This window comes from Patiriisocius sp. Uisw_017 (genome assembly GCF_047731265.1).
Classification (GTDB): domain Bacteria; phylum Bacteroidota; class Bacteroidia; order Flavobacteriales; family Flavobacteriaceae; genus Patiriisocius.
The window spans coordinates 572,227-586,409 of the sequence record NZ_CP159835.1; the positions used below are offsets into that span (position 1 = coordinate 572,227).

Here is a 14,183-nt window from a genome sequence, read left to right on the forward strand (position 1 = left end):
TTGATGTAGTGTATAAAAATACTGTATTACATATGGTTATATTGAAATATTCTGCTTTATATATCTAAAAGAGACTTTTATTCTAAAATTTTAATTTAGATATTATTTTTATTCTATTTTTATACTTTATTAACCGAATAAAAGAACAAATGAAGCTAGACGCTACAGACATTGCTTTATTGAAAGCCCTACAAAAGGATTCTAACCGAACGATAAAAAGTTTAGCAGACGAACTAAACAGATCTACAACACCAGTTTTTGAACGGATAAAGAAACTAGAAAGAGAAGGATATATTGAAGGATATTCTGCCCGTTTGAACCCAAAGAAATTAGGTTTAAAACAAACAGTTTTTGTAGCGATTACATTGCAAGGACACACCCGTAGTTATCTAGAAAAATTTGTAAAGCAAGTCAATGAATTTCCAGAGGTTATAGAATGTCACCGTATTAGCGGCACCTTTGATTATCTGCTAAAACTTATAGTGGAGGACATTGAGGCATATGAAAACTTTATTATCACAAAACTCACGTTGCTCCCCTACTTAGGAAATGTTCAAAGTCTAATTACGCTAAGCACTGGGAAAGAAATTTATGAGATAGATTTAAGTCACTTGGAAAAATAATTAAATTATTTACTTCTTAGTTTTCAGCTCTTGAAGTGTTTTATAAAAATCTTCTTGTTTTGGTCTATGCGCTGGAACCTCCCTTAACGAGGCTACTTCCCTTAAACTCTCGTGACAATCTGCTGGCAATTGCTGGTATAATTTTGTCCCTGCTGTTTTCCAAACGATCATTTCCTCTGAAACCTCTTTAATGGACTTTGCTGGGTTTCCAACAATTAATTGTCGATTCCCAAACTTGGCTTCAGCTTTTACAAATGCCATTGCTCCCACGATACATTCGTCTCCAATTTGAGCATCATCCATAATTACACTGTTCATTCCTATAAGGCAATTGCGCCCTAAATTAGCTCCATGAATTACGGCTCCATGGCCTACGTGAGCACCTTCTTTTAGAACAATGCTCTTTCCTGGAAACATATGAACTGTGCAGTTCTCCTGAACGTTTACACCATCTTCTAAAATAATTTCACCCCAATCGCCGCGTATCGCAGCTCCAGGACCTATGTAACAGTTTTTACCAATGATTACATTTCCAGTAACTGCAGCCAATGGATGGACGAAGCTAGATTGGTGTACTACAGGTATGTGTCCTTTGAACGAATATATCATATGGCTCGAGATTGTGGATCAAAGATTAACGATTGCTGATTTTATAGTTCAATAGCCGTTAATCTTAAATCATTTTATTTAAATCCTTTCAATGTCTCTTTGGTAAAATCACTTAAAACCAATCTTCCAGAAATCACAGCTCTTTCTGCTAGTAACGCATCCCAATTCTCAGTTCCAGACCACATTACTTTTTTCATTTCTTTCATTGCTTCAGGGTTGTAATTGCAAAGATTTTTTGCAAATACCTTTACTGCTTCATCCAATGCTTCAGTAGATTCATGTACACTTGCATAAAGTCCTTTTTGTCTTGCCCATTCTGCATCATAAAAACTATTTGCATCAATCGCAATCTGACTCATTCCTGTTAATCCTAACTTTCTTTCGACCACTGGACCTACTACAAAAGGTCCGATTCCTATATTCAATTCACTTAACTTGATACTGGCAAATTTACTTGCCATACAGTAATCTGTTGCGCTTGCAACTCCTACTCCACCGCCTACAGTTTTTCCTTGTACACGCCCTATAATAAACTTAGGACATTTTCGCATTGCGTTAATAACGTTCGCAAAGCCACTAAAAAATACACGGCCAGTTTCTGCATCATTGATACTGATAAGTTCTTTAAAGCTTGCTCCAGCGCAGAAAGTTCTTTCGCCTCCACTTTTAAGGATAATCACTTTTACTTCACTATTTTCTCCTGCTTTTTTTATTGTCTTTCTCAACTTTTCAAGAATATCTCCCGGCAAACTATTGTGTGCTGGGTGAAAGAATTCTATGGTTGAAATTCCGTTATTTATATCTTCTTTTACGTATGGATCACTCATATTTTTATTAAATGTCAATGCACAATTATCGCGCATTTTGTTTGTTTTTTCTTAATCTGTCAATGAGGATTCATTCCACATTCGGTTAAATGTTATAGTCTACTCTTTTTTAAAAAGACCTCTCAATCATAATTAGTATCAAACACTGTCAAATCCTAGGCTTCACTCAAATCTACCCAATCTGGATTTATTTCAGAAATGATATTCTTTTTCCAATATTGTTTCCACTTCTTAATAGTCTTTTCTCTTTTTATTGCTTCTTGAATCCATTGATGTTCTTCAAAATAAACCAACTTATTAATATTATATCTTCCTACGTGTGTTCCAAAGGTTGCGGCTTTATATTATTTGTAACTCCTACGTAGAAAATATGGCGATTTTCATGTGTGAGTATATATATATATATATATATATATGTGTTCGCGCGCCATAAATAGTAACAATTGGTCTTTTCATTAAAGCGTCTGCGGAATAAATCCGCAGTGAGCAATTTAGCCTAAAAGGCTAAATTGCTCAAAGTGATGATTTAAATGCTTTCGTTCTAACAAATATGATTCATATTTATTCAATTCTCCAAAAACTAAATTCTTTAACATCGCATCTGGATTTTCTTGAAAAAATGCGAGATACTTAAATCGCTGCTCCAAGAATTTCTCCTTTGCCGTTTCTAAATCTGGATGTTGTAAAGGAGCCAGTGTATCTTTTTCTAATTGCGGAAATCTAGAGTTTTGCGGAAACTTCTTAAAATTATATAGACTGTCATGGGTTATATCTAAATACTTTTCTGGTGTTACAATTTCAAAATCTTGAATATCTCCCGAAGTAATTTTATAGGTGTATTCTAGATGTTCTAACATATGCTGTGGTGTCATTATACCCCATTTTGGCTTGCTTTCTTCTGAAATTTTATCGAGACAGAATTGGATCGCTTCATTGGTCATTTCGGTAAAGACTTCTTGTTTCTTTTCTACCATTGTTAAAATAGTAGCGATACAAACTAAGGGATCCTCTTTCTCCGCATCAGCTGGTAATATAGCGTTTGAGCTATCTACATTTACATCAAATATTTCTACATACCATTTAACAATTCCACTTGGGTGCTCTTGTCCTCTGCTATCTCTGTCTACTTTTTGCTTGCAGGTTAAACGAACATATAAAGTGTCGCTATCGTAAATAGGGCGTAAGAATCTAATTTCTTCTAAGCCATAGTTTGCAGCAACGGGCCCTTTATTCGGGTAGACAAATAAACCTGCTGCCATCGAAATGATAAAATAGCCGTGGGCAGTTCGCTTTTCAAAAATACTTCCGTCTAACGATGTGGTATCTGTGTGTGCGTAAAAGTGATCCCATGTAATATTTCCGAAGTTTACAATATCTGTATCTGTGATCGTGCGGTTATGGGTTTTTAGTGACATTCCCGGTTGGATGTCTTCCCAATGGTATTTAAAAGGATGTTGTGGCGTTTCTTTGTAGGCCGCTTTAGGTTGATAAATTCCCGTAACCTCTGTCAAAGTGGTTGGGCTTCCTTGAATGGCACAACGTTGTAAATAATGTTTAATACCACGCATTCCTCCCATTTCTTCTCCTCCACCAGCACGACCTGGACCCCCGTGGATTAATCCTGGCAATGGCGAACCGTGTCCTGTACTTTGTTTTGCACTTTCGCGATTTAATATTAAAATACGCCCGTGATGACTTGCCGCATTCACTGCATATTCTCTGGCAATTTTATCATCGTTTGTAACGATTGAGCTAACTAGAGATCCTTTCCCCATTTTTGCTAATGTGATTGCATTTTCTAAGTTATCATAAGGCATTATTGTACTTACGGGACCAAAAGCTTCAGTCACGTGCGCGTTTTCATTTTGTAACGGATGGTCCTCACGCAACAAAACAGGTTTCATAAAAGCGCCTTTTTGTGAATTTGCGCCTATGGCTTCAAAATTATCAGTATTTCCGTAGACAATTTGAGCACTTTCTGCAATTTTTGCTACTTGTTCTTTTACGCTGTTACGTTGGGCATCATTAACAAGACTTCCCATACGCACTTCTCTCAATCGAGGATCACCTATAGTAATTTTATCCAGTTGTTTTATCAATGCACTTTGCACATCTTCCACTAGTCCTTGAGGCACGATAATTCTACGAATTGCCGTACATTTTTGACCACACTTTGTCGTCATTTCATTGCGAACTTCCTTAATAAATAAATCAAATTCTGGTGTTCCTGGAACCGCATCTTTTCCTAAAATAGCGGCGTTTAAACTGTCTGCCTCCATTGTAAAAGGAACAGATTCTGCAGTAAGCTGCGGGTGGTTTTTAAGAACTCGTCCTATTTTTGCAGACCCAGTAAACGTTACAACATCTTGCGAATGAACGGTGTCTAGTATGTTCTTGGCGGTACCACTAATCAACTGCAAAGACCCTTCAGGTAAAATTCCTGAAGCGATTATTTCTCTTACTACAGCTTCTGTTAAATAAGCGGTTTGTGGTGCTGGCAACACGACTGCTGGCATTCCTGCCATCCAGTTCACTGCGCACTTTTCGAGCATTCCCCAAACTGGAAAATTAAAAGCGTTAATATGTACTGCCACACCTTCACGAGGCACCATAATGTGGTGTGCCATAAAACGACCTCCACGAGATAAATCTATTGGATCACCTTCTACGTGGTATGATTGATTGGGGAATAATTTACGAAGAGATGCATTGGCAAAAAGATTACCAAAACCTCCTTCAATATCCACCCAACTATCACGCTTTGTAGCCCCTGTTCGGTAGCTAATTTCATAAAACGCTTTCTTTCTTTTTTCAAGGTATAGCGCAAGGCTTTTCAGCAGGTTTCCTCGTTGTTGAAAGGTCATTTTACGAAGTGTATCTCCCTTATCACGACCGTATTGCAGAATAGAGGGAACGTCTAATCCTTCAACTGAAGTTGATGTAAAATGTTCGCCCGTAATAGAATCAAAAACAGGAATTCCTTCACCGTTTCCAGATTGCCATTGACCTTGTATATAATGTTGTGTTTTATTCATTTTATAGAATTATAAATTCACATTTTCAATAATAGCTGCATACCCTTGACCAACTCCAATACACATTGTAATTAGTGCGTAACGTTTGTTTGTTTCTTGTAATTCTAATGCCGCTGAGTAGGCAATTCTTGCCCCTGTGACCCCTAGTGGATGACCTATTGCAATAGCGCCGCCATTTGGATTAATTCTCGCATCATCATCTGCTAATCCCCATTCTCTAATACAAGCCAAAGCCTGCGATGCGAAGGCCTCATTTAACTCAATCACATCCATATCTTCCATTTTCAAACCTGCTTTTTCCAAAGCTTTATTAGAAGCTTTCACAGGACCGATTCCCATAATTCTTGGTTCTACTCCCACTACGGCAGAACTTATAATTCTTGCCATTGGTTTCAATCCATATTTCTTAACTGCATCTTCACTTGCAATAATGGTAGCCGCTGCGCCATCATTTAATCCCGATGCATTACCGGCCGTTACGCTTCCACCGTCTTTTTTAAAGGCTGGACGTAGTTTTGCTAATATTTCTTTTGAAGAATTTGGTTTGATAAATTCATCATTCGCAAAAATGATAGGGTCTTTTTTTCGTTGCGGAATTTCAACGGGAACGATTTCTTTTGCTAACCTGCCATTCTTTTGAGCGGCAGCGGCTTTCATTTGGCTGTTATACGCAAAGGCATCTTGATCTTCTCTAGAGATGTTATACTTCTCTACAAGATTTTCAGCAGTAACACCCATTCCATCAACACCATACAATGTTGCCATTTTAGGATTTATAAAACGCCATCCAAAAGTAGAATCATACATTTTACTATCACCCCCAAATGCTGTGGAAGGTTTTGCAATCACGTAGGGTCCGCGGGTCATATTCTCAACGCCGCCTGCGATAAATAAATCCCCGTCACCAGCTTTTATAGCGCGATTTGCCTGAATAATAGCACTCAAGCCGCTACTGCATAATCTATTTACAGTTTCACCCGGAACAGAAAATGGAAGTCCTGCGAGTAGCAAACTCATTCGTGCTACATTACGATTATCCTCTCCTGCTTGGTTTGCGCAGCCCATGATTACATCTTCATATGCATCTTTCGGGATGTTAGGATATTTGTCAGTCACTGCTTTAATAACCAATGCTCCTAAATCATCTGCGCGTAAGGCACTTAATGCGCCTTTATAATTCCCGATAGGGGTTCTTACTCCGTCAATTATATATGCTTCTTTCATATTTTCATTTTAGATGCACGATATACGAGTGCGATTTCTTTAATCTTCCTTCGCAAATCTACAATCGTACATTTTTTATTCTGTCCAATCTTTCGAGGTTCTATAAACGACTCCCTTAAAGAGAGCTACTAGTTCTTCGCCTCGTTTCACTTCTACTATATTAAAACCTACCTTATTCTTTTGATGATCTAATATTGATTCTGCTGTGATGAAATCTCCTTCTTCAAGTGCCTCAATATGGTTGATACTTGTTTCGATAGACACTGCATACTTTCCGTGTGTATTTGCCGTGAATCCAAAAGCAGTGTCTGCAAGTGAATAACTGATTCCACCGTGTGCTTTATCCATGCTATTAAGCATTTCTTTTCTAATAGTCATTCCTACTTTCACCCGTCCTACTTCGCATTCTAGAATCTCAATTCCTAGCCAAGTTGAGTAGGCATCTTGCGATAGCATTTTATATGGTATTTTATTTCCTTGCATTATCATTTTTATGTCAGGCTGAGCTTTTCGAAGCCCATTCAATATTGTTAATTATTGCCCTTCGACAGGCTCAGGGTGACATTTCTATTTAATAAAGAACTGTTTGTTTTCTTTATTCATTCTTCTCAACAATGGAGAACAACGATATCTATCTTCGCGATACTCATCGTACAAGGTATCTAATTTCTCAACACACCAATCAATTCCTTTTTCATCTGCCCAAGCGAGTAATCCTTTTGGATAATTAACACCTTTGGTCATGGCGCTATCAATATCCTCAGCACTTGCAATGTTTAAAAATAAGGCGTCTGCAGCTTCATTAATGAGCATCACTAATACCCGATTAAAAATTTGCTCTTTTACAGTGGCGTCAATAGCGCTTGTTGTTACATCAGAGTCTTCCACTTTCTTACCATTCTGGTCATACTCGTAATACCCAATACCCGACTTACGACCTAAATAACCTGCTTCCGAAAAACGCTTTTGTGTGAATGATGGCTTGTATCTTGGATCGAAATAGAAGGCCGTAAAAACCGTTTCTGTCACCGTGTAGTTTACATCATTCCCTATAAAATCCATAAGTTCAAAAGGGCCCATTCTGAAACCTCCCAAGCTTTTCATCGCATGATCTATGGTTGCAAAATTTGCGATTCCTTCTTCGTAAATGCGTAAAGCTTCTCCATAAAATGGTCTTGCGACTCTATTTACAATAAAACCTGGAGTGTCTTTCGCCACTGCAACTACTTTCTTCCAACTAGAGATTGTATCTATTACTGTTTCAAGCACCTCATACGATGTTTGAATAGCCGGAATTACCTCAACTAACTTCATTAATGGTGCTGGGTTAAAAAAGTGAATCCCTACGCAACGCTCTGGCTTTTCTAGTGACGAAGCTATAGAGGCTATTGACAAAGAAGACGTGTTTGATGCTATAATACAATCATCGCTTACATACCCTTCTAATTCCTGAAATACCTTTTTCTTAATATCAAGACTCTCTACTATCGCTTCAATCGTCAAATCACTATCTGCTAATTTATTTAAAGAAGTTACGTAACTGATATTATTCTGAATACGAGTTTTTTCTTCAGAAGTAACACGCCCTTTTTCAACAAGACGCGTCATTATTTTTTCTAAAGCCAATTTGGCTCTATCAAGTGCTCCTTGATTTAAATCGAAAAGTTTTACCAAACAACCTGCGGTGGATGCTACTTGCGCAATACCACTACCCATTGTCCCTGCGCCTATAATTCCTACCGTTTTGATTGGAGATTTCGGATTAACGATCTTTGATTTTTGATTTGATGTGGTCATTAAAATTTATTTTTTACGGGCAGTTTTAATATTTGCTATGAAAATAGCAATGAGTTGATTATTGTCCTCTAATAGCCTATCCAATTCCTTTACATTCAATATTAACTTTGCTCCTTTTTGAATTTTTATACTAACATAAGACGCTCTTAATTCTATCTAACTAATTTTCATTTTGTAAAGAAATTATTTGGCGGATTCCCCACTTCTTTCCTCACCCTAATTTAAAACCACAGAAGTACTAGACCTAATCAGTTGTATCGTCAAATACGGCGCCTCAAAGGAAAACTACATCTAAGGCAAATTGAATTCAACGTTTCTGTAATTGATTTGGTTTCATATTTATTTTAGTTCAAAAATCAACAATTGCTAATCTCCAATCGTTAATTACCTAGTTTCCTTTAAAGTTTGGCTTTCTCTTCTCTACAAACGCAGCAACTCCTTCAGCATAATCTTCTGTAGATGCTGATTCTATTTGTAGTTTACTTTCTAATATTAGCTGCTCTTCAAGATTATTCGTCATTGATTCGTTAAGCAATCTTTTAGTCAAACCTAATGCTTTTGTAGGCATATTGGCTAAGGTTGTTGCTGCTGCTTTTACTTCATCCATTAAAGTTTCAGAAGGCACCACACTATAGATCATACCCATTTTTTCTGCTTTTTCTGCGGAAATTTTATCTCCTAACATCATAATGGCAGAAGCTTTACCAAACCCAATTAATCGAGGTAAAAAGAAGGTTCCAGCACTGTCTGGAATCAATCCTATTTTACTAAAAGCCTGAATAAAACTCGCTTTATCGCTTGCAATAACCACATCACAGGCCAAAGCTATATTTGCTCCCGCTCCTGCTGCTACTCCGTTGACACCGCATACAATTGGCTTTTCAATTGCTCTTATCTTTTTTATAATAGGGTTGTAATGGTCATCTAAAATTTTCTTAAATCCAGGATTTAAATCTGGATTTGTAATCTCCCCTATATCTTGACCGGCACAAAAAGCTCTTCCGCTTCCTGTGATGACTATAGCTCTAACAGTTGCGTCTTTTTCGCAAGCATCAAGTTCATCCTGCAATAAAAAAGCCATCTCCTTATTGAAGCTATTAAAAACTTCAGGACGGTTCAAGGTTAAAATGGCTACGCCGCTATTGATTTGTTTAGTTATTGGTTGCGTCATTTCATAAAAATTGGATGTTGAGGATTAATGATTTTTGATTGTTAGATTAGTACTTCTTCAATCAAAAATCCACAATCCACAATCGTTAATCATTCTATTTTAAACATTTAAAGTAATCAAATGGCTCTAGGCAGTCATCACATTTAAATAGTGCTTTGCATGCTGTAGAACCAAACTGACTTACTAGATGTGTATTTGTACTTTTACATTGAGGGCAGATAACTTTTTTAGCATTACCTAGTAATACTTCTTTGTCTGCGGTTTCAGACAATGGTCTAGCAATACCATATGCTTCCATTTTCACCAATCCTTCTTCGCGTATCCAATCTGTACTCCAAGCAGGGCTTAAGACCAATTCTACTTCAACTGATTTTCCAAAGGGCTTAAAAGCTTTTTTTAAATCATCCCCTATCACATCCATTGCTGGACAACCGCTATAGGTTGGAGTGAGTTTAACTTTTATGATTCCATTTTCTTCAATCGCCTGTCTTATTACACCAAGATCTAGCACTGTCAACACAGGGATTTCGGGATCGCTTACTTGTTCCAGAATTGGGATTAAATGAGGATCGATATTTGCAGTTTGAGTTAAAGTCATTTATATTTAGTCAATTTTAATAAACCTCTCTAGAACTAAACTCGGCATCTTCAAAAGTGAAAAGTTCCTATTTCGATAATGCTCGTGGAAACATAGTTAATTTATTAGAATTATTGATTGTCTATCTATTCGTTCTTAAATCAAAAATCCGCAATCATACATTACCATTCCATATTAGGGTAGGTGCGTTGCATATATTGTAACTCTGCTAGCAAATAGCCCATATGCTCACTATGAATTCCTTTTTTACCTCCACGAGTGAAATACTTGCTTTCTGGAACCGTTAGATTTGCCTCCTCTAAAAGTTCTGAAACCTCTCTATAGTATATTTCTTTTAATTTCAAAACATCTACTCCTATTCCTTCATTAACCATAGCATTGTCTGCTTCAGTCATATCAAAAAGCTCATCTGTATACGTCCATAAATCATCAATAGCTTCTTGCATTTTAGCCTTGCTTTCTGGACTACCATCCCCTAATCGCTTTACCCAATCCCCTGAGAATCTCTTATGATAGCTGACTTCTTTAATTGCTTTTTTCGCAATCGCAGCCAGCGTTTCGTCTTTGCTATTTAGCATTTGAGTCATAAATAATAAATGGAATACATCAAACAAATATTGGCGTCCCATTACAAATCCAAAATGCTCATTGGGTTGTTCTACTAACAATACGTTTTTGTATTCTCTTTCTAAGCGCAAAAAGGCTAAATCATCTTCATTCTTTCCTTTCCCCTGTATTTTTGCCGCATATTGATAATAGTTACGGCACTGTCCTATTAAATCGAGTGATATATTTGTGCCTGCAATATCAGTTTCCAACGTGGGGCCGTGACCACATAATTCGCCTAAACGTTGGCCAAGAATTAAGCTGTTATCTGCTATTGATAAAATATAATCGAAAAGATGTTTATTATTCATTTGGAATAGTGTCTAACATTTGCCCTTTGACAAACTCAGGATAACCGTTATTATTAATTGGAAATTAGAGATTAAAAATTTTTGATTGTGGAACTATTCGTTCTCCAATCAGAAATCCAAAATACACAATCGTTTACATATGTTTTACATCGTCTGGTAAATCGTAAAACGTAGGGTGCCGATATACTTTGTCGTGTGCGGGCTCAAAAAGTTCCCCGTTGTGCTCAGGATTAGTAGCAGTAATGTTTTTACTTTCTACTACCCAAATACTAACACCTTCACTTCTTCTTGTATATACATCACGTGCATTTTCTAAGGCCATTTCTGCATCTGCCGCGTGAAGACTACCAAAGTGTCTGTGCTCTAATCCGTTTTTACTTCTAACGAAGATTTCCCAAAGGGGCCAATTCTTACTCATATTTTTTAAGGATTGAGTGGTTTGTATTGAGTTAAGAGTTGAGACTTATATTTCTCAATACTCAGAACTAAAGACTCACTTCTGTTTAAATAGCTTTCTTTAATTTATTCGCTTCTTTCTTGTCTGCATAAGCCATTGCCGCATCGCGCACCCAAGCTCCGTTGTCCCAAGCGCTTACTCTAGCTTTCATACGTTGCTTATTGCAAGGGCCGTGGCCTTTTACTACCTGCCAGAACTCATCCCAATTGATTTCTCCAAAATCATAAATACCTTTTTCTTCATTCCATTTTAAATCTGGATCTGGAACTGTTAATCCAAGAATATCAGCCTGCGGAACCGTTTGATCAATAAATTGTTGGCGTAAATCATCATTTGACTTGCGTTTTAATTTCCATTTCATTGATTGTTCTGTATGGATACTCTCGGCATCTGTTGGACCTAGCATCATTAAACTTGGCCACCACCACCTATTCAAGGCATCTTGCGCCATGTCTTTTTGCGCTTGTGTTCCGTTGCAAAGTTTATGCATAATCTCAAAACCTTGGCGTTGGTGAAAGCTTTCTTCTTTACAAACGCGCACCATTGCCCTTGCGTAAGGACCAAAAGAGGTATTACACAATGGCACTTGATTGATAATCGCTGCGCCATCTACTAACCAGCCCACAGCTCCCATATCTGCCCAAGTAACAGTAGGATAATTAAATATAGAAGAATACTTTGCTTTTCCAGAATGCAATTGTTCATACAATTCGTCACGAGAAATCCCTAAGGTTTCGCATGCAGAATACAGATACAACCCATGACCCGCTTCATCTTGAACTTTAGCAAGAAGGGCTGCTTTTCTCCTTAGTGAAGGAGCTCTTGAAATCCAATTCCCTTCTGGTAACATTCCTACAATTTCAGAATGGGCATGTTGGGACATTTGCCTGATGTGTGTCTTCCGATACTTTTCTGGCATCCAATCTTTAGGTTCTATCTTTTCATCACGTGCTATACGCGCTTCAAAAATTTCTTCTAGGTTTTTTACTTGTTCGTTGCTCATAGCTCAGTTATTTTATTATTAGCTTGGGAGAACATCCCCCTAGCTCCCCTCAAAGGCAAGATTTATACGTCAAAGTCTACTGTAACACTATCTGTAGTTGGGACTGCTTGGCAACTCAAAACAAGATTTTGAGACACCTCTTTATCACTCAATGCATAATTTATTTTCATTTCTACTGCACCGTCTATTACTAAACATTTGCAGGTGCTGCATACACCCCCTTTGCAAGCAAAGGGCAAATCTGCTCCTGCTCCCAGGGCTGCATCTAGAATATTATCGTATTCTTTGGTCATTGTGAACGTAAATTCTTTACCACCATCAACAATGATCACTTTGGTTCCTTCCACATTTTGTTGCGCTAAGCGCTCTTGACGCGCAATATCTTCTTCTGAAAGTCCTGTAACAAATAATTCAAAATGAACATTCTCTTTGGGAAGTCCAGCATTGATTAAATACTCTGACACATAATTGACCATTTTTTCAGGACCACATAAAAACACTTCATCCGTATCTGGAATATCTATAAATGTTTTAGTTAGCACAGCCATTTTTTCATCATCAAAGCGACCATTAAACAATTCGATATCTCTGCGCTCTTTGGTCAAAAAATAATTGATTTCAAAACGCCCAAAAAACTGATTTCTCAGCTGTTCTAATTCCTCCTTAAAGATAATAGATTTTGCCGTCTTATTAATATAAAACAACTTACATGTACTATTTGGTTCCACTGTTAAATGCGTTTTAACCATTGAAAGTACCGGCGTAATTCCACTACCTGCCGCAAAAAAAAGATAATTTTTGGCTTTTGTATTGTTTGTTTCTACCCCAAAGTTACCACTCGGCGCCATTACTTCCAGCATGTCTCCAGCTTGGAGTGTATCATTTATAAATGTTGAAAATTTTCCGCCTGGAATTAACTTAACAGCCACTTTCCATTGAGCGTCTATTGGACTAGAACATAAACTATACGAACGGCGTGTATCTTCACCATCAATATCTGTCTTTAATGTAAGATGTTGACCTTGACGAAAGTGAAACTCCTTAGATATCTCTGAAGGAACTTCGAAAGTTACTACAGAGCAATCGTCTGTATCCTTGTAAATTTCTTTAATCTTTAAATTATGAAAGTCTGCCACTTGTTATATTTCAAATTATTGATGCAAAACTAACGATTGTTAGTTAATCTGCAAAAAGGTTTAACCATTATTAAACAATCCCTTCTAAAAGAACCGCTACCATGTCTTTCTTTAGGACGTTCACATCCATTTTACCGCGTTTTTCATTCCACAAGTAAAGGGTTCGAAGGGTAGATAGTATGGAAAATAAAATAACCTCAGGATGCTGTGGTTTAATATCACCTGCAGCAACTCCCTGTTTTATGATGCCTCGAAAATTTCCTTCATAATCCTCGCGCATTTTCACCACACGCTTTAGTGCAAAACCTTCTAAATGCATCCAATCATTATTGAGTGCTGCTATATTTTCAGAATAATTAACGGTGATATCAATATGAATTTCAATGACACTTTCAATCTTCTTTAAAGGACTTATATTTTCTAAAGTAATAGCATTCATCTCTCGGGTAAACTCTTCAGCAACTTCCAAAATTAATGTAGAAAGGATTTCTTGCTTTCCTGAAATATGATTGTACAAGCTGGCTGCTTTTATATCCATGGCATGGGCGATGTCGCGCATAGATACTGCATTATATCCTCTTTCTTTGAAAAGACGAGAGGCGATAGTTATTATTTCTTGCTTGCGGGTTGGTTTCATTATGATGTAAAAATAACGAATTAGAGATTAATTAAAGATTGTTGATTGGGGATTTTTGATTACTGAACTACCTGCTTTTTAAAGTCGTTAATTCTTTTTTATTTCAAAAATCAATAAACTCCAATACGCATTGGTTAGGCAAGTTTTGC

General features: G+C 37.2%; 15 protein-coding genes. 1 reads left to right on the plus strand and 14 read right to left on the minus strand.

Annotated elements, in window-relative coordinates:
* Positions 1-149 precede the first annotated feature (149 nt).
* On the plus strand, positions 150-623 hold the full coding sequence (locus tag ABXT67_RS02630) for an Lrp/AsnC family transcriptional regulator (protein WP_415375738.1): 474 nt from the start codon (positions 150-152) through the stop codon (positions 621-623).
* A gap of 9 nt (positions 624-632) precedes the next feature.
* On the opposite strand, the gene ABXT67_RS02635 is transcribed toward ABXT67_RS02630, so the two are convergent.
* The 14 genes from ABXT67_RS02635 to ABXT67_RS02700 form a co-directional block, all read right to left on the minus strand.
* Positions 633-1,232 (minus strand): transferase hexapeptide repeat family protein, encoded by a 600-nt coding sequence (locus ABXT67_RS02635; protein ID WP_415375739.1) that lies wholly within the window; start codon positions 1,230-1,232, stop codon positions 633-635.
* A gap of 74 nt (positions 1,233-1,306) precedes the next feature.
* Positions 1,307-2,059, minus strand: coding sequence for an enoyl-CoA hydratase/isomerase family protein (locus tag ABXT67_RS02640; RefSeq protein WP_415376907.1), 753 nt, complete (start codon positions 2,057-2,059; stop codon positions 1,307-1,309).
* 155 nt (positions 2,060-2,214) lie between these two features.
* Positions 2,215-2,352 (minus strand): hypothetical protein, encoded by a 138-nt coding sequence (locus ABXT67_RS02645; RefSeq protein WP_415375740.1) that lies wholly within the window; start codon positions 2,350-2,352, stop codon positions 2,215-2,217.
* Between the two features lie 198 nt (positions 2,353-2,550).
* Entirely contained in the window at positions 2,551-5,094 is a 2,544-nt protein-coding gene (gene paaZ, locus ABXT67_RS02650) for a phenylacetic acid degradation bifunctional protein PaaZ (RefSeq protein WP_415375741.1), read from the minus strand.
* A 9-nt stretch (positions 5,095-5,103) separates the two neighbouring features.
* Positions 5,104-6,318, minus strand: a complete 1,215-nt coding sequence (gene pcaF, locus ABXT67_RS02655; protein WP_415375742.1) for a 3-oxoadipyl-CoA thiolase — start codon at positions 6,316-6,318, stop codon at positions 5,104-5,106.
* 75 nt (positions 6,319-6,393) lie between these two features.
* Entirely contained in the window at positions 6,394-6,801 is a 408-nt protein-coding gene (locus ABXT67_RS02660; RefSeq protein ID WP_415376908.1) for a PaaI family thioesterase, read from the minus strand.
* Between the two features lie 84 nt (positions 6,802-6,885).
* Complete coding sequence (locus ABXT67_RS02665; protein ID WP_415375743.1) at positions 6,886-8,115, minus strand: 3-hydroxyacyl-CoA dehydrogenase NAD-binding domain-containing protein; 1,230 nt, start codon at positions 8,113-8,115, stop codon at positions 6,886-6,888.
* A 388-nt stretch (positions 8,116-8,503) separates the two neighbouring features.
* Positions 8,504-9,286, minus strand: a complete 783-nt coding sequence (locus ABXT67_RS02670; RefSeq protein ID WP_415375744.1) for an enoyl-CoA hydratase-related protein — start codon at positions 9,284-9,286, stop codon at positions 8,504-8,506.
* A gap of 94 nt (positions 9,287-9,380) precedes the next feature.
* The gene (gene paaD / locus ABXT67_RS02675; protein WP_415375745.1) at positions 9,381-9,884 is read right to left on the minus strand and encodes a 1,2-phenylacetyl-CoA epoxidase subunit PaaD; all 504 of its coding nucleotides are present in this window, start codon (positions 9,882-9,884) and stop codon (positions 9,381-9,383) included.
* Between the two features lie 161 nt (positions 9,885-10,045).
* On the minus strand, positions 10,046-10,801 hold the full coding sequence (gene paaC, locus ABXT67_RS02680; RefSeq protein ID WP_415375746.1) for a 1,2-phenylacetyl-CoA epoxidase subunit PaaC: 756 nt from the start codon (positions 10,799-10,801) through the stop codon (positions 10,046-10,048).
* A gap of 133 nt (positions 10,802-10,934) precedes the next feature.
* On the minus strand, positions 10,935-11,219 hold the full coding sequence (gene paaB / locus ABXT67_RS02685; RefSeq protein WP_415375747.1) for a 1,2-phenylacetyl-CoA epoxidase subunit PaaB: 285 nt from the start codon (positions 11,217-11,219) through the stop codon (positions 10,935-10,937).
* Positions 11,220-11,304: 85 nt separating this feature from the next.
* A complete protein-coding gene (gene paaA, locus ABXT67_RS02690; protein WP_415375748.1) occupies positions 11,305-12,261 on the minus strand; it encodes a 1,2-phenylacetyl-CoA epoxidase subunit PaaA in 957 nt (318 codons plus the stop codon).
* A gap of 62 nt (positions 12,262-12,323) precedes the next feature.
* Positions 12,324-13,397, minus strand: coding sequence for a 2Fe-2S iron-sulfur cluster-binding protein (locus ABXT67_RS02695; protein WP_415375749.1), 1,074 nt, complete (start codon positions 13,395-13,397; stop codon positions 12,324-12,326).
* A 70-nt stretch (positions 13,398-13,467) separates the two neighbouring features.
* Entirely contained in the window at positions 13,468-14,034 is a 567-nt protein-coding gene (locus ABXT67_RS02700; RefSeq protein ID WP_415375750.1) for a TetR/AcrR family transcriptional regulator, read from the minus strand.
* Between the last annotated feature and the right edge of the window lie 149 nt (positions 14,035-14,183).